Origin of the sequence: Teichococcus coralli (genome assembly GCF_009829925.1) — a bacterium.
Classification (GTDB): domain Bacteria; phylum Pseudomonadota; class Alphaproteobacteria; order Acetobacterales; family Acetobacteraceae; genus Pseudoroseomonas; species Pseudoroseomonas coralli.
Map to the genome: position 1 here is coordinate 1 of NZ_SNVJ01000012.1, position 19,296 is coordinate 19,296.

Sequence of the window (19,296 nt, forward strand, 5' to 3'; positions counted from 1 at the left end):
CGGTCGCCCTCGACCTCGATGATGGTCGCCATGAATGTCTCCATCTTGGATGAGTTCCAGCGCGGCGGCCGTGCAGGTCCAGACCGGGCCTTCAGGAGCAGATCCTTGCTCCGGCGCCATCACTACAATGTCCGCGCGAAATGCGTTAGAATTTTCTAAATTCAGGCGTTCATCGCCGCCGGTCATCAGCCCGCCTGGAAACGCCGGCGGGGCGGGTGGGCGTTGCTCGCGCCAGACGCGGAGCGGCCCGGCCTGCTCCTGGAGCACGCCTTTGCGGGACACGCCCCCCCAGGGGGGGCGCCTTGGAATCCTCAGGCACTCCGCCGCCGGCCTGTTCTCCCCCTCCGGCGGCCAAGGCGCCCTGCGCGGCGGGCTGGCGCCGCCCGCCGGCAGGTTCGTTCTCTTACCGCAGCCCGGCGAAGGTGTCGCAGGCGGCCAGCTCGCCGCGCTGCAGCCCGGTGCGGAACCACTGCACGCGCTGCGCCGAGCTGCCATGGGTGAAGGTCTCGGGCTGCACCTGGCCCTGGGCGCGGCGTTGCAGGCGGTCGTCGCCGACGGCGGCGGCGGCGTTCAGCCCTTCCTCGACGTCGCCCTGCTCCAGGATGTGGCGGGCCTCGTCGGCCTGCTTGGCCCACAGGCCGGCGAAGCAGTCGGCCTGCAGCTCGACGCGCACCTGGATCGCGTTGGCGTCGGCCCGGTCATTGGCCTGCTGCTGGAGCTGGCGCGTCAGGTTCAGGATGCCGAGCTGGTTCTGCACGTGGTGCCCCACCTCGTGCGCGATGATGTAGGCGGCGGCGAAGTCGCCCCTGGCGCCGAGCTTCTGCTGCAGCTGGGCCATGAAGCCGAGGTCGATGTAGATGCGCTGGTCGTTCGGGCAGTAGAAGGGCCCGACCTGCGACTGCGCCGTGCCGCAGCCGGACTGGGTGGCGCCGGTGAACAGCACCAGCGACGGGTCCTGGTAGGTTTGGTCGAGTCGCTGGAACTGCGCCTTCCAGACCTGCTCGGTCTCGCCCAGCACCTGGGCGACGAAACGGCGCTCCGGGTCGTCGCCGCTGGCCGCCGGCGCGCCGCTGCGGGTGGCGACGGGGCCGCCGCCCTGGTCGTCGGTGAACAGCACCGAGGGATCCACGCCGAGGAACAGCATGACCAGCACAAGCGCCACGCCGCCGAGGCCGCCCACGGCGATGCCGCCCCGCCGCACGCCGCCCATGCCACGCCGGTCCTCAACGTTCCGGCTTTCTGGTCCACCCAGCCGCATGGCCGCCCCTTTTCATCTGCATGACCGACTGGCAGCACAAGTGGCCAGCCTGGCCTGCGGTTGCATGGCCTCCTTCAAGGCGACCCCGCGGTTTCGCTCAAGGGGCAGAACAAAGGCCGGGGAAAGAAATCCCCGCCCGCGCGGGAGGCTGACCAAAGAAGGGAGGAAGCCCGGCGGAGTTCATTCACCCATGCTTGCCCCCATGCTTGCCGCGGCCTTGAAGCGCAGGCCGCAGCCCTTCAGCACCAGCCGCAGCACCGTTTCGGTGCCCTGCGCATGGTCCTGCGCGGTGAGTTCCGGCCGGTCCAGCACGGCGCGGATCTGCGCCTCGAAGTCGGCATAGGTCTGCGTCATCGCCCAGATGGCGAAGAACAGGTGGGGCGGGTCCACCGGCTCCATGCGTCCCGCGGCGATCCAGCCTTCCAGCACGCGCGACTTCTCGCGCACCAGGCTGCGCAGCTCGCCCGCCAGGTAGCTGCCGAGATAGGGCGCGCCGTGCAGCACCTCGTTGGCGAAGACCTTCGAGGCGAAGGGGCGCGTGCGGGACCAGTGCATCTTGGCGCGGACATAGGCGGCGAGCGCCTCGGCGGGATCGTTCTCCGGGCGGATGCTGTCGGTGGCGGAAAGCCAGAGGTCGAGAATGCTGTCCAGCAGCGCGGTGTAGAGCGCCTCCTTGGTGCCGAAGTAATAGTGGAGGTTTGCCTTGGGCAGGCCGGAGGCGGCGGCGAGGGCCGACATGCTGGCGCCCTCGAAGCCGGTTTCGGCGAAAACCGCCTCGGCCGCGGCGAGGATATGCGCCACGCGTTGCCTGCGCTGCCAGGCCCGGCTGCCGCGAGGGGGCGTTTCCGCCTCGTTTTGCGTCGTTCGGGGTACTTCCATGCTTGGATCCTGGGCAGGTGCCGCGCCACCGAACAAGATTGACCGATTGGTCAGCTTTCTCCTAGCCTCTCCTGGCCGCCGCACCAAACCCGCCCGTGGGGGCGCAGGCCGGTGTGGCCCCGGAGGTGCGACCGCGACGATGACCGGTTTGAACCGACTGCGCGATGGCAAGGGCGGCGTGCCGCGCCCGATCATCCTGACCTCCCACCCCAATCGCGGCGCCGGCGCCGTGCCGCCGCTGAACTGGGGCGCGGCCGACCCGCAGCAGCGTGGCCCGGTGATCGCGACGCTGCAGAACCCGGCGACGCGCAACGCCATCGGCACCCATGCCGGCTCCTATGCGCTGTACCGCGCGCTGGCGGTCGCCTCCGGCCAGCTCCGCGCCGACCACCGGCCGGACTTCAGCAACACGCGGCCTGCGGTGCCGCTCGGCCCCTTCGGCGCCTGGGGCGATCCGGCGAAGATCGTCTCGCTCGACCCCTGGGGGCACCTGGTGCCCGAGGTCTATGCCGCCGAGCTGGCCGCCGGGCAGGACATCCGCCCGAGCATCGCGGTGACGCGCGCGCACATGAACATGCCGGAGGTGACGCAGGCGATGCGCGCCGGCCGCCTGGCGCCGGATGGCGAGGTGCTGCTGCCCAATGGCGACGTGCGCGTCACCAAGGTCGCCATCGAGCCGGTCTGGTGGCTGCCCGGCGTCGCCGCGCGCTTCGGCATCACCGAGACGGAGCTGCGCCGCCACCTCTTCGAGCAGACCGGCGGCATGTTCCCGGAGCTGGTGACGCGGCCGGACCTGCGCGTCTTCCTGCCGCCGATCGGCGGCATGACCGTCTACCTGTTCGGCGAGCCGGAGAAGCTCGGCAAGCCGGAAACGCAGGTCGCCTGCCGCATCCATGACGAGTGCAACGGCTCGGACGTCTTCGGCTCCGACATCTGCACATGCCGGCCCTATCTGGCGCATGGAATCGAGGCCTGCATCGAGATGGCGCAGGAGGGCGGGGTCGGCGTCATCGTCTACAACCGCAAGGAAGGGCGGGCGCTGGGCGAGGTGACGAAGTTCCTCGTCTACAACGCGCGCAAGCGGCAGGAGGGCGGCGACCGCGCGGAGCAGTATTTCCAGCGCACCGAATGCGTCGCCGGCGTGCAGGACATGCGCTTCCAGGAGCTGATGCCGGACGTGCTGCACTGGCTCGGCATCACCCGCATCGACCGGCTGGTCTCGATGAGCAACATGAAGTTCGCGCCGATCGTCGAGAGCGGCATCGCGGTGGTGGCGCGCATCCCCATCCCGGATGGGCTGATCCCGGCCGATGCGCGGGTGGAGATGGATGCCAAGAAGGCGGCCGGCTACTTCACCGAGGCGGTGCCGGATGCGGCGGAACTGGCCATCGCCAAGGGCCGCGCGCTGTGACCAGCGCGGCCGTGGCGCTGCTGCGCCGCCCGGAGACGATCCGGGCGCGCTGCCACGCGCTGCTGCGCCTGGCCGAGGCGGAGGCGCTGCCGCACTTCGCGCTGCACGCGGAGCGCCTGCCCGCCGCCGCCGACTACGTGGCCGAAACCATCCGGCAGAACTATCCGGACCTCGCCATTCCCTACCATGCGCGCTGGCGGCACTTCGCGGCGGGCGGGGTGGACCGCTGGGGCGCGCTGGCGGCCGCGCGGCTTGGCGGCGAGGATGCGGCGGCGGTGGCGCGGCGGCGGATCGACCTTTGCGTCGTCTCCGTGCTGCTCGATGCCGGTGCCGGGCCGGACTGGGCCTTCGCCGAGCCGGACGGAACGCGGCTCGCCCGCTCCGAGGGGCTGGGCGTGGCCAGCCTGCACGCCTTCGCCGCCGGGCTCTTCTCCAGCGATCCCGATGACCGGCTGCGGGTGGATGCGGCCGGGCTGGAGGCGGTGACGGCCGAGGCGCTGGGCGCCGCCTTCCAGGTTGGCCCGGCGAACCCGCTGACCGGGCTGGAGGGGCGTGCCGCGCTGCTGCGCGACCTGGGCGCCGCGCTGCGCCGGTCCCCCGCGCTGTTCGGCGGCGCGCCGCCGCGCCCGGGCGGGCTGTTCGACCACCTGCGCGCCGCCGCCACGCCGGATGGCCTGCCAGCCGACGCCATCCTGGCCGCCGTGCTGGAAGGGCTGGCGCCGGCCTGGCCGGCGCGGATCGTGCTGGAGGGCGAGAATCTCGGCGACGTCTGGCGCCACCCGCTGGCCGCGCCGGAAGGGCCGGCACCGGGGCTGGTGCCCTTCCACAAGCTCTCGCAATGGCTCAGCTACTCGCTGGCCGAGGTGCTGGAGGAGGCGGGCATTCCCGTCCTCGCGCTCGACGCGTTGACCGGGCTGCCGGAATACCGCAACGGCGGGCTGCTGCTCGATCTCGGCGTGCTTTCCCTGCGCGACCCGGCGCTGGCGCGCGAAGCCCTGCCGGTGGACCACCCCGCGATCGTCGAATGGCGCGCGCTGACGGTGGCGCTGCTGGACCGGCTGGCCGGGCTGGTACGCGAGCGCCTGGGGCTGGATGCCGCGGCGCTGCCGCTGGCGCGCGTGCTGGAAGGCGGCACCTGGGCCGCCGGGCGGCGCATCGCCCGCGCGCTGCGGCCCGGGGGCGGGCCGCCGCTCCAGGTCGTCAGCGATGGAACCGTATTCTGATGGAACGCCCGATGACCGACGCCTCCAGCCCGACCCTGCCCGACAGCGTGACGGTGATCCGGCACCCGCTGGTGCAGCACAAGCTGACGCTGATGCGGCAGAAGCAGACCTCCACCGGCGAGTTCCGCCGCCTGGCGCGCGAGATCAGCCTGCTGATGGCCTATGAGCTGACCCGCGACCTGCCGCTGGAGGACGTGGCGATCGAGACGCCGCTGGAGCCGATGCAGGCGCCGCGGCTCGCGGGCAAGAAGCTCTGCATCGTCTCCATCCTGCGCGCCGGCGACGGCATCATGGAGGGGATGCTGGATCTCGTGCCCTCCGCCCGCGTCGGCCATATCGGCCTCTACCGCGACCCGGAGACGCTGGTGCCGGTGGAGTATTACCTGAAGCTGCCGGACGACGTCTCGGAGCGGCTGGTGATCGTGGTGGACCCGATGCTGGCGACCGGCCATTCCGCCGCCGCCGCGCTTTCCCGCCTGAAGCAGGCGGGCGCCGGGCAGTTGCGCTTCGCCTGTCTGCTGGCGGCGCCGCAAGGCGTCTCGGTGCTGACGGAGGCGCACCCCGACGTGCCGGTCTTCACCTGCAGCATCGACCGGGAACTCGACAGCCACGCCTATATCCGGCCGGGGCTGGGGGATGCGGGGGACCGGCTCTACGGGACGAAGTGAAAGTCCGGGGGGAATGAATTCCCCCCAGGCCCCCCTTCTTTTTTCTGCGAGTTTTGCTGCGCCGGCGGAGCGCGCTCGCGCCGGAGCTGAAGCAGCCCCGGCGGCTGCCTGCCGTTCGTTCCTGAACAGATAAAAAGAAGAAGGGCGTTTGGGAGAATTCGGGCCTGTCCTCAGACTTCCGGCTGAAAGCAAGATGGGGGAGAGAACTCCCCCCATTCCCCCTCCTTTTTCTGTCGGTTTTCGGCTCCGCCCTGAGGCAAGGGTTCCGGCCGATGATCCGCGCGGCGGTGGCAGTCGCCGGGGCTGCTCCAGCGCCGGCGTGGGTCCGCTCCACCGGCACACCAGACGGATAGAAAAAAGAAGAGGGGGTCTGGGGGTAGAATTCATTTTCCCCAGACCTGCCCGTGATCATGCCGCTGGGCAGGTTTGAGGACAGGTCTTCATTCTCCCGACCTTTCTCCCTTACGGGAAGGACGGATTTCCATAGGGGTAGTAGCTTTTCAGGTCGAGATACTCGTAGCGCAGCCCATCCAGCCGCACCGTGCCGAGGAAGGGCTCCAGCGGCTCGACCAGCAGGATTTCCTTTGCGAAGCCGGTGTCGTCGAAGCCGCGGCGGAAATGCACGCGCGACTTGATGGCGATGACGTCGAAGGCTTCCGGGTCCAGCCCGATCCTGCGCAGCAAGGAAGGCTCCATGATCTGCGCCAGATAGGGGCTGAGCACGAGCACGTTGCCTTCGCCGAAATCGACGGTGACCCAGGGCAGGGTGGCGCTTTCGCGCAGCCCCTGGGTGATCTCGCGGATGGTGCCGGTGACGCGCACCGGCTGGCCGGCGGATTCGTCGGCGAGGCCGCCGATCGCCATGTCGAAGGCATCGCCGGGCCTGGCGCCCTTGGCGAGCAGCGCCTCGATGGCCGCGGAGTCGGCGACCGTCGCCACCAGGGTCCGCGTCAGGCGGTGCGCGAGGATCTCCCGCAGCAGCCAGGTGGCGGAGCCGGAGCGGTCGCTGTGGTCGCAGAGCACGACGGGCGTGCGGCCTTCCGCCACCGCCTGCCGCGCCAGCGCGACGCCGTCGGGAATCTTGTGCACTTTGGTGGAGTTCAGCAGCGCCTCGCGCTGGCGCCAGGCCGTTTCCGCCATGTCGCGCCCGATGCGCTCGGCGAGCTCCGGCTTGCCGTTGGTCAGCACCTGGAAGGTCATGCCGGCATCCGGCACGTCGGACCAGGGGAAGCCGAAGAAGACGTTCACGTAGGTGTCGGGCTCGCGCGCCTCCCAGGTGAGCGCGCGCTGGATCAGGTCCATCCAGGGCGAGGCGCCGGTCCATTGCAGGACCGTGGGCGAGATGATCGGCACCCTCACCGTCACATGCGCGGGCCTGTAGTCGCCGCGGATGGCGCGGACCAGCGTGCGCGCCGCCCGCTCGCCCTGCAGGTAGCTGTCGTAATGCGGGTAGTATTTCACGGTGAAGGCCATGTCGGCCTGGCGGAGGAATTCCTCGTCCTCGTTGCCGTGCGGATCGAAGGTGGCGGCGATGAAGGCCTTGGGGCCGACCACCGCGCGCACGCGGCGGGCGATCTCCGCCTCGGGGCGGGGCACGCCGCGCACGCCCATGGCGCCGTGCAGGGAGAGATAGACGCCGTGGAAGGGGCCCTGCGCCTCCAGCTCCTCCACCATGCGGCCGGTGAACCGCTCGAAGGCCTCGGCGGTGATCCAGCCGGAGCCGGAGCCGCGGCGGGAATCGAGCGGCGACTCGATGCCCACCAGTTCCACGCCGGCGAACTCGCGCGCCACCTTCACGAAGCCGCCGATATAGGATCTCGGCTCGGCGGCCAGCAGCGCCTCGCCTCTGGCCGGGGAGCCGGCATAGGTGAAGTCCTCGGCCGTGGTGTCGTAGGGAAGGAAGGTCACGGTCTCATGCGAGAACTTGAGCACCGCGATGCGGATCGGCTGCGTGTCTGTCATCGGTTCCCTGCGACGCCGGAGGCGTTCTGCTGCGCGGCCCGTTGGACGGGCGGGAGCAGGCAGACTAGGCCGGGGGTGCGGGGTGGCCAAGCCAGGCGAAGCGGGCGCCGGCAACGCTGGGATGGCCCGCGCGGTTCTATCGGGCGCGTCAGCATGAAGGGAGCAGCGGTTGACGAAGCGTCGCGCATGGGTGCTGCTGGCGGTCCTGCTGCTGGCCACCGGCCCGGCATGGCTGGGCGTGCGGTGGTACCAGGGGCATGATCTCCTGCTCTCGCAGGCGCCGGAGCGGCGCGCCAGCCGCCTCACGCTGCCCGCCCGCGAGAGTGCGATGGCGCTGCCGCTGCGCATCCCGTTCCCGCTGATCCGCGACACCGCCGAGCGCCTGCTGCCGGAGTCCTTCAGCGATGCCGGCGAAAGCGAAGGCACCCGCTACCGCTACACCGTCCGGCGCACCAGCGGCCTCGCGCTGTCCCGCACGGAGGAGGGCCGGCTGCGCGTGACCACGAGCCTGGTGGTGAACGGCGATGCCGGGCTGAGCGGCGGGCTGGCCGAGCTGCTGGCGCTCGGCACCAAGAACTTCGACGCCGCCGCCGAGGTGCAGGCCGATCTCGGCGTCGCGCTCGGCGAGGACTGGTGCCCGGAGGTGGGTGTGGATGTGGCCTACCGCTGGACCAAGTCGCCCCGGCTGGAGGTGATCGGCGGCGTCTGGGTCAATGTGGAGGGGCAGGTGCGGGGGCGTGTGGACGCGGCGCTGCGCGACCTGCCGCGCCTGCTGCGCGAGGCCATCCCCTGCGACGCGATCCGGCGGCAGATGCAGGACGCCTGGCGCAACTACGACGTGCCCGTGCAGCTTCCGGCCGCGCCGCCGCTGCATGTGCAGGTGCATCCGCTCGGGCTGGGCCTTTCCGGGCTGGCGGTGGAGCAGGACCATCTCCGCCTCGGGCTGGCCCTGCAGGCGCGCACGGCGGTGGCCGCCACGGCCGGCGGAATGGCGCCGGCCGGGGCGCTGCCGCCGCTGCGCCGGGTGCCGGACCGGAACGGCCGGCTGCAGCTCTCCATTCCCGTCCGCGCCGGCTACGACATGATCCGCGACTGGCTGATGGAGCAGTTCGGCAAGCGGGACATCCCCTTCGAGGTGGCGGGCTGGAAGGGCACGCTGCGTATCCGGGAGATCTTTCTTTACCCGAGCGCGCCGGCGGTGGTGGCCTCGATCGGCTTCACGGTGGACCTGCCGGGGGCGCTGCTCGACACCGCCGGACGGGTCACCCTCTCCGCCCGGCCGGTGGTGGAGCGCGGCGGCACCCGCATCCGCCTTACCGACATCCACTTCGCGCGCGATGTGGACAGCCTACTCTGGTCGGCGGCGACCCTGGTCCTTGAGGCGCCGATTCGCGCGCGGCTGGCCGAGGTCGCCGTCTATGACCTTCGTGGCGGCATCGCCGATGCCCTGAAGGCGCTGCAGAAGACGCTGGCCGACCCCGAGCGCACCGGCGGCGTGCGCCTGGCCCTCTCCAAGCCCAGCCTGCGGCTGGAACGGGTGGTGCCGGAGAACGACGCCCTGACGGTGCTGGGCGCGGCGGAAGCCACCGTCTCGGCCGAGCTGACCACCCTGCCAGGCGGCTGAGGGCTGGCCCATGCGTCCGGCGAAGGGCGGCGGCCGGCAGAATGCAAAGCGCGCCCCGCATCTCCCCGTGATTTTTCCGGCGGGATGTCCTATATAGGCCCTGATGACGCTGTCGCACGTGCCGCGAGCCCGACTTCCCGGGCACAAGCAACGACGTAACGCGTCCTTTTCGGTCGAGCCGGCCACCCGTGGGCCGGCGTCCTTAAGGGAAACGCCTATGTTCGCTGTCCGTCACGCGGCGATGCCATGCCATCGCAACCACGCCTGAGGCATCCGGGCGCCTGATGCGCCGGGCCGCTGGCCCTCTCCCTTCCGCCCTGTGCCCGCCCGGCCGGTCCGCCGCACCCCTCCTGCGACGTTGCGAGTTCTGCCCATGGCCCCGATCCGTTCCCGTGCCGCCGTTGCTCCGATCCGCCGCCGCCCCGAGGCGGTGCGCGCGCCCCTGATGCTGCCGGGCGTGAGCGAGCTGGTGGCCGCCGACCGCCCCGCCGAGCCGATGCACTGCCTGCGCCCGGCGACCCTGGCCGCCGCCGCCCGCCGCTTCGTCGGCGGCTTCGCGGGCGACGTGCTCTATGCCGTGAAGTGCAACCCGGAGCCGGCGGTGCTGCGCGCCCTCTGGGCCGGCGGCGTGCGCCACTTCGACTGCGCCTCGGCGGCCGAGGTGCGGCTGGTGCGGCAGATGTTCCCCCGCGCGCAGATCCACTTCATGCACCCCGTGAAGTCGCGCCCGGCGATCCGCGAGGCCTATGAGCGCCACGCGGTGCGCGACTTCGTGCTCGACAGCGCGGAGGAGCTGGAGAAGATCCTGCAGGAGACCGGCGGCGCGGCCGATCTCGGCCTTGTGGTGCGGCTGGCGATGCCGAAGGGCGGGGCGGTCTATGACCTCTCCGGCAAGTTCGGCGCGCCGCTGGAGGAGGCCGTGGCGCTGCTGCGGGCGGCGCGGCCGCATGCCGTGCGGCTGGGCCTCAGCTTCCATGTCGGTTCGCAGTGCCTGGACCCGGCCGCCTACCGCCGCGCCCTGGCGCTGGCCGGCGAGGCGATCCGCGGCGCCGGCGTGCCGGTGGAGGTGATCGATGTCGGCGGCGGCTTCCCGGTCGCATACCCGGATGTCACCCCGCCGCCGCTGGGCGACTATTTCGCCGCCATCCGGGAAGGCTTCGCGGCGCTCGGCCTGCCCGGGGCGCGCCTCTGGGCCGAGCCGGGGCGGGCGCTGGTGGCCGCCGGCACCTCGGTGGTGGTGCAGGTGGAGGCGCGGCGCGGCGACGTGCTGTACGTGAACGACGGCGTCTATGGCAGCCTCTCGGATGCCGGCGCGCCGGGCTTCCGCTTCCCCGCCCGGATGATCCGCCCGGAGGGCGGGGCCAGCGACACGCTGCGGCCCTTCGCCTTCTTCGGCCCGACCTGCGACAGCGCCGACTTCATGCGCGGCCCCTTCCTGCTGCCTGGGGACATCCGCGAGGGCGACTGGATCGAGATCGGGCAGCTCGGCGCCTATGGCGGCTGCCTGCGCACGGCCTTCAACGGCTTCGACCGCGCGCGGATGGCCGAGGTGCGGGACCAGCCGCTGCTGGAGACGCCGGGCCATGCCGAGGAGGTCGCTGCGGCGGCCTGAAAAAGTCTGGGGGAAGGAATTCCCCCAGGCCCCCATCTTTTTTCTGCAGGTTTTCGGTCGCGCCAGCCCCGGCGCGCACGCGCGTCGTCCGTGCTGCAAAACTGATGGAAAAAAGAAGGGGGTTCGGGGGAATTCATTCCCCCGACCTTGTTCTTATCGCGGCGCCACCAGCGCCAGGTATTCCCAGACGACCGTCGCCGCCGCCAGCGCCGTGATCTCGGCGGTATCGAAGGCGGGCGCCACCTCCACGACGTCCATGCCGCGGAAATCCAGGCCATCGAGCCGGCGCAAGATGGCCTGGGCCTGCCAGCTCGCCAGCCCGCCGATTTCCGGCGTGCCGGTGCCGGGGGCGAAGGCGGGGTCGAGCGCGTCGATGTCGAAGCTGAGATAGGCCGGCGCCTCCTCCACCGTGGCGCGGATGCGCTCGGCCACGGCGGCGGGGCCGAGTTCCTGCACCTCCTGGCCGGTCAGGATCGTCACGCCCTGGTCCAGCGTCCAGTCCCAGACCTCCCGCTGCACGGGCGAGCGGATGCCGACCTGGATCATCCGGCGCGGGTCCACCAGCCCCTCGCGGATGGCGTGGAAGAAGACCGAGCCATGGCCGAGCGGCTGGCCGAAATTGTCCGGCCAGGTGTCCACATGCGCGTCGAAATGCACCAGGGCGAGCGGAGCGGAGAGCCGCTTCGAGAGGGCGCGCAGCAGGGCCAGGGTGATGCCGTGCTCGCCGCCGAGGGCCAGCAGATGCGGCAGGGGCGCGGCCTGCTCCTCGATCAGCCGCAGGCTGGTGGGCAGGTCGCCGAGGGCGATGCGGAAGTCGCCGGCATCCACCAGGGGGAGGGTGGCGGGGTCCACCCAGCGGGTGGGATGGGCGCCGTCCACCAGCATGCGGCTGGCCTGGCGGATCGCCTGCGGGCCGGAGCGGGCGCCGGCGCGGTTGGTGGTGCCGATGTCGAGCGGGATGCCGGCCACGGTGAAGCCGGCCTGATGGCCCCAGGGCGCGCCGAGGAAGCTGGGTGCGGTGGCGAAGGTGGGAACCAGGGACATGCCGGGCCTCCTGCGGGGGTGGGCGGCCTCGTTAGCATGACGGGCCGGCGCGGCGAGACGCTCGCCTGCGGAAAGACGCTTCCGGGGAAACTCCGCCGCCCGCCTCCCGGTTTGATGCCAGAGAAACTCCAGCCGGGCAGGAGGCCGGGATGTCCGACATCCCCCATGCGACCACCCTCGACGACTCGCTGGCCCTGCTCCGCGAGGGCTACACCTACATCGCCCGCCGCTGCGACCGGCTGGGCGCCGACCTGTTCGCCACGCGCCTGATGCTGAAGCCGGTGATCTGCATGCGTGGCGCCGAGGCGGCCCGCATCTTCTACGACGGCGACCGCTTCACCCGGCAGGGCGCCATGCCGCAGACCACGCTGTGGCTGCTGCAGGACGCGGGCAGCGTGCAGCAGCTCGACGGTGCCGCACACCGGCAGCGCAAGCAGATGTTCATGGGGATGATGACGCCGGAGGCCCTCGCCGCGATGGAGGCGCTGCTGGCGCGGCGCTGGCGCGAGGCGGTGGCGCGCTGGGAGGCGCGGGAGGAGGTTGTCCTGCTGGAGGCCTCGGCCGAGGTGCTGACCCGCGCCGCCTGCGACTGGTGCGGCGTGCCGCTGCCGGAGGATGAGGCGCCGGAACTGGCGCGCGAGCTGGCGGCCATGGTGGAGAATGCCGGCGGCGTCGGGCCCGGGGTGCTGCTGGCCCTCGGCCTGCGCCAGCGCACCGAGGCGCGGCTGCGGCGGCTGGTGGAGCGTGTCCGCGCCGGGGAGGCGCAGGCGCCGGCCGGTTCGCCCCTCGCGGTGATCGTGGCGCACCGCGAGCCGGATGGCAGCCTGCTGGACAGCACGGTGGCGGCGGTGGAGCTGATCAACCTGCTGCGCCCGCTGCTGGCGGTGAACCGCTACATCACCTTCGCCGCCCTGGCGCTGCACGAGCATCCGGACTGGCGCGACCGCTTCGCCGCGGGCGACGAGGCGGATCTGGAGCCCTTCGTGCAGGAGTTGCGGCGCTTCTATCCCTTCTTTCCGCTGATCGGCGGCCGGGCCCGCGAGAACTTCGAATGGTCGGGGCACGCGTTCGCGGAGGGCGACTGGGTGCTGCTCGACCTCTACGGCACCAACCACGACGCGCGGCTCTGGCCGGAGCCGGAGCAGTTCCGCCCGGAGCGGTTCCGCAACTGGGCGGGCGATCCCCACACGCTGATCCCGCAGGGAGCAGGCGATTTCCTCGGGGGGCACCGCTGCCCTGGCGAATGGATCACCATCGCCATCCTGAAGCAGGCGGTGCGGCTGCTGTGCCGCGAGATGCGCTTCGAGGTGCCGCCGCAGGACCTCAGCGTCAGCCTCGCGCGGATGCCGGCGGCACCGGCCAGCGGCTTCGTCATGAGCCGGGTGCGGGGGAAGGCGGCTCGGGCGGCGGCCTGAGTTTTCCTGGCGGGCGGCGGAACCGGGGGAGAATGAATTCTCCCCCGGAACCCCCTCTTCTTCTTTTTGTCAGTTTCGGCTGCGCTCGCTGTAAGCGCCCACGCCAGGGCGCAAGGCGCCCCGGCGACTGCAGCTCGCAGGGAGGTCAACCAAGCTGATGAAAGGATGGGAGTTCGGGGAAATTCGGGCCTGTCCTCAGACTTCCGGCTGAAAGCAAGATGGGGGAGAGAACTCCCCCATTCCCCCTCCTTTTTCTGTCGGTTTTTGGCTCCGCCAAGAGGCGAAGGCATTTCCGATGATCCGCACGGTGATGGCAGTCGCCGGGGCTGCTCCAGCCCCGGCGTGGGGCCGCTCCACCGGCACACCAGACGGATCGAAAAGAAAGAAGAGGGGGCCTGGGGGAGAATTCATTCTCCCCCAGCCTTGCGCGAGCTCCTGCTCGGGGGTGCATTTGAGGACAAGGCCCTCCTCCCCCGAGCTTTTCTACCCGCCACGGCGGAACACCACGGTGAGGTTGTTGGCCGGCATCGGCACCACCGGCCCGGCGACGAATCCCGCCGCGACGGCCGCCTCGGTGACGGTGCCGAGGTCGCGCAGCCCCCATTCCGGGTCGCGCTCGCGCAGGCTGCGGTCGAAGGCGGCGTTGCTCTCGGCCAGCGGCACGCCGGGCTCCCGGAAGGGGCCGTAGAGCACCAGCGGCGCGCCGGCGGGCAGGATGCGGGCCGCGCCGGCGAGCAGGCCGAGCGCCGCACGCCAGGGCGCGATGTGGATCATGTTGATGCAGAGCACCGCATCCGCCGCCGCGATGGGCCAGTCCGGCGCCGCCGCGTCCAGTTCCAGCGCCGGGCGCAGGTTGGGCAACCCGGCTTCCCCGGCCCAGGCGTCGATGCTGGCGCGGGCCTCGGGGCCGGGGTCGGAGGGCTGGATGGTCCAGCCGCGCAGGGCGGCGGCGATGTGCAGGGCGTGCTCGCCCGTGCCGCTGGCGACTTCCAGCAGCAGTCCGGAGTCGCCGAGCTGCTCGCGCAGCACTTCCAGGATGGGCCCGCGGTTGCGCAGCGCGGCGGGGGCGGAGCGGCGGGCCTCGCTCATGCGCGGCGCACCAGTGCCAGGCCGAGCTGGCGCAGCCCGGCCCATTGCTGCCGCAGCCAGCCGCCGCTGGCCAGCTCCTCCGGCAGGCGCCTGTCGCCGGTGGCGGGGAAGAGGTCGCGACGGAAGTCGGCGGTGCCGAAGATCCAGTCCCAGACCGGCAGCAGCACGGCGTAGTTCTTGCCCAGGCGCGCGGAGCCGAAGCGGCTGTGGTGCAGGCGGTGGAAGCGCGGCGAGACCAGCAGCCGCTCGCCGACCCGCCCGAAGGAGAGGCGGATATTGGCGTGGCTGAACGCCTCCGCCACGCGCAGCACGACGACGACAAGGGGGAATTGCCCCGGCGGCACGCCGATCAGCAGCGCCAGCCCGCCGAACCAGACGGCGCCGAGCATGTCGTCCAGGATGTGGTTGCGGTCGTCGGTCCAGAAGGTCATCTGCCGCTGGGCGTGGTGGATGGAATGCAGCGCCCACCACCAGTCGAAGCGGTGCTGGAAGCGGTGGTGCCAGTATTCCCCGAAGTCCAGCACGACGATGTAGACGGCCAGCGCCAGCAGCGGCGCGTCGCGCAGCGCCGGAAACAGCGTCTCCAGCGTCGGCGGCACCCAGCCGCTGCTGGCCACCAGGCCGGAGAGGCGCGATTCCATCGAGGCGAAGAGGACGAAGGCCAGCAGCGGCAGCAGGCCGAGGCGGGTGAGCAGCGTGTAGAGGATGTCGGTGCGGATGCTGCGCCCGTCGGTGCGCGGCTCGACGGGGCGCCAGGCCTCCAGCGGCCGGCAGATGGCATAGACGACCAGGACCTGCACCAGCCCGAACAGGGCGAAGTCGATCCAGTCGAAGGCGTCCTCCGCCCATTCCATCAGGCCGAGGCTGTAGAGCGCCGGCTGCACCAGCGTCTCGAAGATCCAGCCGTTGAGGCTGTTCCAGCTATCCTGCAGCGCCCCGATCATGGGCAACCCCTTCCGCTCTCAGGCACCTTGCGCGGGAAGCGGGGCGAAGCAGTAGCCCTTCGCCTGCAGCCCGGCCAGAAGATCCTCGACCACCAGCCCGAAGGGCTCGCGCCGGCTGCGCACGCCCCAGTGCATCAGCAGCACCTCGCCGTCCCGCACGCGGGCCAGCGCCTGGGCGAGCAGCCTGTCGTTCGGGTATGTGGTGCTGTTCAGCTCGTCGCCCAGGAAGCCGTTGGCGCTCCAGCCCTGGTGGTGGAAGCCGGCGGCGGCGGCGAGGCGCAGCGCGTTGGGCGTGGTGCGGCCGCCCGGGGCGCGCCAGAGCGGCAGCACCCGCGCCTCCGGCGCGATGGCCCGCAACGCCTCGATCGGGCGGGACAGCTCGGCGCGCAGGGCGGCGGCGTCCAGCACCTCGTCGCCCTTGCCGCGGCGGTTGGCGTAGCGGACGCGGTCATGCCCGACATCGCCGGTGAAGTACCAGTGCCGCCAGGTATGGCTGGCGAAGGCATGGCCCTCGGCGGCGCGGGCGCGCCAGAAACCGGCCCAGGCGGGGCCGAGGCTGGTGTCGCCGCGGGCGGTCGGCTCGTTGGCCAGGAAGAGGGTGGCGCGCACCTCGCGCCGTTGCAGGGCGGCGGCGATCATCTCCGCCTCGCGGCCCCAGCCGGTGTCGATGGTGAGGTGCAGCGTGCCGGCGCGGCATTGCGGCAGGGCGGGGCGGGCGAGGGGCGCCTGGGCATGGGCGCCACGCGTGGCCATCGCCCAAGGGGCGAGGCCGGCCAGCCGCAGCAGGGTCCGCCGGCCGGGCGGGGGCGGTTTTGTCATGCGGGAGCCTAGTTGGTGAGCGGCTCGGCGGGGGCGGCGGCCGAGTAGAGGATGCCGTGCGGCGAGCGGCCGACGCGGCGGGTTTCCAGCACGCCCTTCTGCGGGTCCACCAGCGCGATGCGCCCCTTCCAGCGCAGCGTCACCCAGAGCCGGCCCTGCGGGTCGAAGCTGATGCAGTCCGGCCCGCCCGGCACGTCGAGGACGCGGACGATGTCGAGGCTCCTGGGGTCGAGCAGGGTGATGCGGCTGTCCACCCGGCTGGTGACGTAGAGGACATCGCCTTTCGGGGAGGGGAAGAGGGCATGGGCGCCGCGGCCGACGGTGATCCGGCGCTCCACCGCCTGGGTCTCGGGGTTGAGCACCGCCACATGGTCGCTGCCCATGACGCCGACCAGCAGCTTGCCGTCCTGCCAGATGATGCCGGCCGGCTCCGGCCCGACCTCGGTCTTCCAGAGCGGCTGCATGGTCTCCAGGCTGATGGCGACGACGAGCCCGTTGCCCTGCAGCGTCACGTAGACCACCTTGCCGTCCGGGCTGTAGGCGAGATGGCTCGGCATGTCCGGCAGGTCGAAGCGGGTGGCGAGGGTGAGCGCCTTGCCGTCCCAATTGTAGACGTCCACCTGGTCCCGCCGCAGGCTGGTGATCACCAGGAAGCGGCCATCCGGGCTGAAGCCCATGTGGTAGGGGTTGGAAAGCGGCTCCCGCTTCAGCAGCTCGCCCGTGCCGGGGTTGATGAACAGCATCTCGTTGGCGCCGGAGTCGCCGACCAGCAGGGTCTTGCCGTCGGGCGTCAGGGCCAGGTGGTGCACCTCGCGCAGCACGCGGATCCGCGACTTCTCGGCCTGGCTGTCGGCGTCGAGCACCTGGATGGTGGCCTCGCCCGAGTTTAGCACGTAGACCAGCCCCGCCGCCCGTGCCGGAAGGCTGCCCGCGAGCAGTCCGAGACCCAGGGCGAGGGGGGCGAGGAGGGGGGCGAGAAGCAGGGGCACCCGCATGGTCGCTGCCTTCAGAGATCAGGCCGCCGGGGGGAGGGCGAGGCGGCGGAGGGGTCCCTGTTGTAGCAGGTCCGCTTCCGGGCTCGCCAGCGCGGCACCGGGCGCGGTGCGTGAAAGCTGCTTCATGCCTTCAACCCTTCGTTTTCCGTGCCGGAAAGGGCGAAGCCGGGGCCGGAGGCCTGTTTCCTTCCCCCGGCCGCCGGCGCTCAGAGCGCCGACTTCTTCGCCTGGTGCACGGCGAGGCTGCCGATGGAGTTGCCGCCATCCACCGTCAGCGTCGCGCCGGTGACGTAGCTGGCGGCGCTGCTGGCCAGGAACAGCGCGGCATTGCCGACATCCGCCGGGGAGGAGCCCCGGCCGAGGGGGATCGCGGCGAGGGTGGCCTCGACATGCGCGTCGGTCAGCGGGCTGGCGGTGCTGCCGGGCGCGAAGCCCGGCTCCAGCGCGTTCACGCGGATGCCGTATTCGGCCAGTTCGATGGCGAAGCCCTTGGTCAGCCGGTCCAGCGCCGTCTTGGAGGTGCAGTAGGGCACCACGGAGCGCCGCATCTTCCGCGCCGCGCCGGAGGAGATGTTGATGATGTTGCCCTTCACCCCGGCCGCGATCATCTGCCGGGCGGCGGCGCGGGCCACCAGAAAGGGCGCGCGCAGGTTGATGTCGAAGATGCGGTCCCATTCCTCGGCGTCGATGTCGAGCAGGAAGCCGCTGGGATAGACGCCGGCATTGTTCACCACCACGTCGGCGGCGCCCCAGCGCTCGCCGATGGCGGCCACCAGCGCCTCGATGGCGGCGGCGTCGCGCAGGTCGGCGGGATGGGTGAAGCCGCCCTCCGGCAGGCTCGCGGCCATCGCGGCCAGGGCGGCGGCGTCGCCGTCGGTCAGGCAGAGCCGGGCGCCGGCCTCCGCGAAGGCCTGCACCAGCCAGCGGCCGACCACGCCGCAGGCGCCTGTCACCACCACGCGCTTGCCGGCCAGATCCTGAGCAAAGTCCATCGTGTTTCCAATCCTGTACCGTGTGCTGAACAGCCCGCCGGGCTGGCGCGGGCCGCAGGTTAGGGGGCGGTCGGCCGATGCGGCAAATCTGCCGCATGCCTGGCCTGCCACGCAGTCCCGCACTTTTCTGCGGTGACCATTGTGCGCCTGCGCCGTTAGGATGCTGCACCGCAGCAAACGGCCTTGCTGTGACGGGGCTGGCCTGAGGCGAAAAGGATCGACTTCAATGGCGGAGACGCTTTCCGGGCTGGACGAGTTGATCCGGTTGCGCCAGCGCTGGGCGCGCCTGCTGACGGGAGGGCTTCCGGCGGAGGAGGCCGGGGCGGAGGCCAATGCGCGGCTCGCGGAGGTGACGGGGTTCGGCAGCAATCCCGGGGACCTGCGGATGTTCGCCCATGTGCCGCCCGGCCTGCCGCCCGGCGCCCCGCTGGTGGTGGCGCTGCATGGCTGCACACAGAGCGCGGCGGGCTATGACCATGGCTGCGGCTGGTCGGAGATGGCGGATCGGCTGGGCTTCGCGCTGCTGCTGCCCGAGCAGGACCGGCACAACAACGCCTATCGCTGCTTCAACTGGTTCGGCCCGCAGGACACGCTGCGCAATGCCGGCGAGGCGCTTTCGATCCGCCAGATGGTGGCATGGATGGTGGAGGAGCACGGGCTCGACCCGGCGCGGGTCTTCATCAGCGGGCTTTCGGCCGGCGGCGGCATGACCTCGGTGATGCTGGCCACCTATCCCGAGGTCTTCGCCGCCGGCGCCATCCTGGCCGGGCTGCCCTATGGGGCTGCCAGCAACCCTTCCGAGGCGCTGGAGGTGATGCGGCAGGCGTCACGGCGCAGCGCGCGCGACTGGGGCGAGGCGGTGCGGGCGGCATCGGCGCATGCCGGCCCCTGGCCGCGCGTTTCGGTCTGGCAGGGCGAGGCTGACAGCACCGTGCATGCCGGCAACGCCGAGGCGGTGCTGCAGCAATGGCTCGACCTGCACGGTCTGGCGCTGGACGCGCCGGATGAGGTCGAGCGGAGCGACGGGCACGTGCTGCGGCGCTGGCTGGGCGCGGACGGGCGCGTGCTGGTGGAGAGCCACAGCATCGCCGGCATGGAGCACGGCGTGCCGCTGCATGCCGGCGACGGGGAAGGGCGGATCGGCGTGGCGGGGCCGCACCTGCTGGATGTGGGGATCTCCTCCACCCACGGCATCCTGCGCTTCTGGGGCCTGGGCACCGACCGGGCGGACGTGCCGCGGCAGTTCCGCGTCAACAGCCAGGGCGAGGCGCAGGAGGTGACGCCGCGCCGCTTCGATCCGGCGCGCCTGCTGGACAAGGCGCTGCGCTTCGCCCGGCTGCGGTAGGAAAATGGCCGGGAGA

General features: G+C 71.7%; 17 protein-coding genes. 7 read left to right on the plus strand and 10 right to left on the minus strand.

Annotated features, from left to right (window positions below; all coding sequences use genetic code 11):
* The 3 genes from E0493_RS23425 to E0493_RS14130 form a co-directional block, all read right to left on the minus strand.
* The coding region (locus E0493_RS23425; protein ID WP_235913784.1) for a hypothetical protein at window positions 1-186 on the minus strand (186 nt) is incomplete at its 3' end.
* 217 nt (window positions 187-403) lie between these two features.
* Window positions 404-1,258 carry a KPN_02809 family neutral zinc metallopeptidase gene (ypfJ, locus tag E0493_RS14125; RefSeq protein ID WP_160937683.1) on the minus strand — a complete coding sequence of 285 codons (855 nt, stop codon included), beginning with the start codon at window positions 1,256-1,258 and terminating at the stop codon, window positions 404-406.
* Window positions 1,259-1,438: 180 nt separating this feature from the next.
* A complete protein-coding gene (locus E0493_RS14130) occupies window positions 1,439-2,137 on the minus strand; it encodes a TetR/AcrR family transcriptional regulator (protein WP_160937684.1) in 699 nt (232 codons plus the stop codon).
* 139 nt (window positions 2,138-2,276) lie between these two features.
* Between E0493_RS14130 and E0493_RS14135 the strand changes: the two genes are divergently transcribed.
* From E0493_RS14135 to upp, 3 genes are read left to right on the plus strand one after another with little or no spacing between them, the layout of a single operon-like run.
* A complete protein-coding gene (locus tag E0493_RS14135) occupies window positions 2,277-3,548 on the plus strand; it encodes a GTP cyclohydrolase II (RefSeq protein WP_202397137.1) in 1,272 nt (423 codons plus the stop codon).
* Window positions 3,545-4,771, plus strand: a complete 1,227-nt coding sequence (locus tag E0493_RS14140) for a URC4/urg3 family protein (protein WP_160937686.1) — start codon at window positions 3,545-3,547, stop codon at window positions 4,769-4,771. Before E0493_RS14135 ends, E0493_RS14140 begins: the two co-directional genes overlap by 4 nt.
* Before the next feature lie 11 nt (window positions 4,772-4,782).
* Window positions 4,783-5,439, plus strand: a complete 657-nt coding sequence (gene upp / locus E0493_RS14145) for a uracil phosphoribosyltransferase (protein WP_160937688.1) — start codon at window positions 4,783-4,785, stop codon at window positions 5,437-5,439.
* Between the two features lie 462 nt (window positions 5,440-5,901).
* Here the strand turns inward: upp and E0493_RS14150 are convergent, their stop codons facing one another.
* Window positions 5,902-7,401 carry a M81 family metallopeptidase gene (locus tag E0493_RS14150; protein WP_202397138.1) on the minus strand — a complete coding sequence of 500 codons (1,500 nt, stop codon included), beginning with the start codon at window positions 7,399-7,401 and terminating at the stop codon, window positions 5,902-5,904.
* Window positions 7,402-7,570: 169 nt separating this feature from the next.
* On the opposite strand from E0493_RS14150, the gene E0493_RS14155 reads away from it, so the two are divergent.
* Window positions 7,571-9,025, plus strand: a complete 1,455-nt coding sequence (locus E0493_RS14155) for a DUF4403 family protein (RefSeq protein WP_235913785.1) — start codon at window positions 7,571-7,573, stop codon at window positions 9,023-9,025.
* A gap of 373 nt (window positions 9,026-9,398) precedes the next feature.
* Window positions 9,399-10,637 carry a type III PLP-dependent enzyme gene (locus E0493_RS14160; protein WP_160937690.1) on the plus strand — a complete coding sequence of 413 codons (1,239 nt, stop codon included), beginning with the start codon at window positions 9,399-9,401 and terminating at the stop codon, window positions 10,635-10,637.
* Between the two features lie 153 nt (window positions 10,638-10,790).
* Here the strand turns inward: E0493_RS14160 and speB are convergent, their stop codons facing one another.
* Complete coding sequence (speB, locus tag E0493_RS14165; protein WP_160937692.1) at window positions 10,791-11,681, minus strand: agmatinase; 891 nt, start codon at window positions 11,679-11,681, stop codon at window positions 10,791-10,793.
* A 149-nt stretch (window positions 11,682-11,830) separates the two neighbouring features.
* Between speB and E0493_RS14170 the strand changes: the two genes are divergently transcribed.
* Window positions 11,831-13,096 carry a cytochrome P450 gene (locus E0493_RS14170; RefSeq protein ID WP_160937694.1) on the plus strand — a complete coding sequence of 422 codons (1,266 nt, stop codon included), beginning with the start codon at window positions 11,831-11,833 and terminating at the stop codon, window positions 13,094-13,096.
* Window positions 13,097-13,579: 483 nt separating this feature from the next.
* Here the strand turns inward: E0493_RS14170 and E0493_RS14175 are convergent, their stop codons facing one another.
* The 5 genes from E0493_RS14175 to E0493_RS14195 form a co-directional block, all read right to left on the minus strand.
* On the minus strand, window positions 13,580-14,185 hold the full coding sequence (locus E0493_RS14175; protein WP_160937695.1) for a DUF938 domain-containing protein: 606 nt from the start codon (window positions 14,183-14,185) through the stop codon (window positions 13,580-13,582).
* A complete protein-coding gene (locus tag E0493_RS14180) occupies window positions 14,182-15,129 on the minus strand; it encodes a sterol desaturase family protein (RefSeq protein ID WP_160937696.1) in 948 nt (315 codons plus the stop codon). Before E0493_RS14180 ends, E0493_RS14175 begins: the two co-directional genes overlap by 4 nt.
* An 18-nt stretch (window positions 15,130-15,147) precedes the next feature.
* Window positions 15,148-15,948: a polysaccharide deacetylase family protein gene (locus E0493_RS14185; protein ID WP_235913786.1), complete on the minus strand. Its 801-nt coding sequence runs from the start codon at window positions 15,946-15,948 to the stop codon at window positions 15,148-15,150.
* Between the two features lie 8 nt (window positions 15,949-15,956).
* A complete protein-coding gene (locus E0493_RS14190; RefSeq protein ID WP_160937697.1) occupies window positions 15,957-16,943 on the minus strand; it encodes a YncE family protein in 987 nt (328 codons plus the stop codon).
* A 206-nt stretch (window positions 16,944-17,149) separates the two neighbouring features.
* Complete coding sequence (locus E0493_RS14195) at window positions 17,150-17,935, minus strand: SDR family NAD(P)-dependent oxidoreductase (RefSeq protein ID WP_160937699.1); 786 nt, start codon at window positions 17,933-17,935, stop codon at window positions 17,150-17,152.
* Window positions 17,936-18,161: 226 nt separating this feature from the next.
* Here E0493_RS14195 and E0493_RS14200 point away from each other — a divergent pair, with 226 nt between their 5' ends.
* Window positions 18,162-19,280, plus strand: coding sequence for an extracellular catalytic domain type 1 short-chain-length polyhydroxyalkanoate depolymerase (locus E0493_RS14200; protein ID WP_160937701.1), 1,119 nt, complete (start codon window positions 18,162-18,164; stop codon window positions 19,278-19,280).
* The last annotated feature ends 16 nt before the right edge of the window (window positions 19,281-19,296 follow it).

Bases quoted from the DNA above. Each gene is read 5' to 3' on its own strand.
- ypfJ (WP_160937683.1), bottom strand. From the start codon at position 1,258: ATGCGGCTGGGTGGACCAGAAAGCCGGAACGTTGAGGACCGGCGTGGC.
- E0493_RS14130 (WP_160937684.1), bottom strand. From the start codon at position 2,137: ATGGAAGTACCCCGAACGACGCAAAACGAGGCGGAAACGCCCCCTCGC.
- E0493_RS14135 (WP_202397137.1), top strand. From the start codon at position 2,277: ATGACCGGTTTGAACCGACTGCGCGATGGCAAGGGCGGCGTGCCGCGC.
- upp (WP_160937688.1), top strand. From the start codon at position 4,783: ATGACCGACGCCTCCAGCCCGACCCTGCCCGACAGCGTGACGGTGATC.
- E0493_RS14150 (WP_202397138.1), bottom strand. From the start codon at position 7,401: ATGACAGACACGCAGCCGATCCGCATCGCGGTGCTCAAGTTCTCGCAT.
- E0493_RS14160 (WP_160937690.1), top strand. From the start codon at position 9,399: ATGGCCCCGATCCGTTCCCGTGCCGCCGTTGCTCCGATCCGCCGCCGC.
- speB (WP_160937692.1), bottom strand. From the start codon at position 11,681: ATGTCCCTGGTTCCCACCTTCGCCACCGCACCCAGCTTCCTCGGCGCG.
- E0493_RS14170 (WP_160937694.1), top strand. From the start codon at position 11,831: ATGTCCGACATCCCCCATGCGACCACCCTCGACGACTCGCTGGCCCTG.
- E0493_RS14175 (WP_160937695.1), bottom strand. From the start codon at position 14,185: ATGAGCGAGGCCCGCCGCTCCGCCCCCGCCGCGCTGCGCAACCGCGGG.
- E0493_RS14180 (WP_160937696.1), bottom strand. From the start codon at position 15,129: ATGATCGGGGCGCTGCAGGATAGCTGGAACAGCCTCAACGGCTGGATC.
- E0493_RS14185 (WP_235913786.1), bottom strand. From the start codon at position 15,948: ATGACAAAACCGCCCCCGCCCGGCCGGCGGACCCTGCTGCGGCTGGCC.
- E0493_RS14190 (WP_160937697.1), bottom strand. From the start codon at position 16,943: ATGCGGGTGCCCCTGCTTCTCGCCCCCCTCCTCGCCCCCCTCGCCCTG.
- E0493_RS14195 (WP_160937699.1), bottom strand. From the start codon at position 17,935: ATGGACTTTGCTCAGGATCTGGCCGGCAAGCGCGTGGTGGTGACAGGC.
- E0493_RS14200 (WP_160937701.1), top strand. From the start codon at position 18,162: ATGGCGGAGACGCTTTCCGGGCTGGACGAGTTGATCCGGTTGCGCCAG.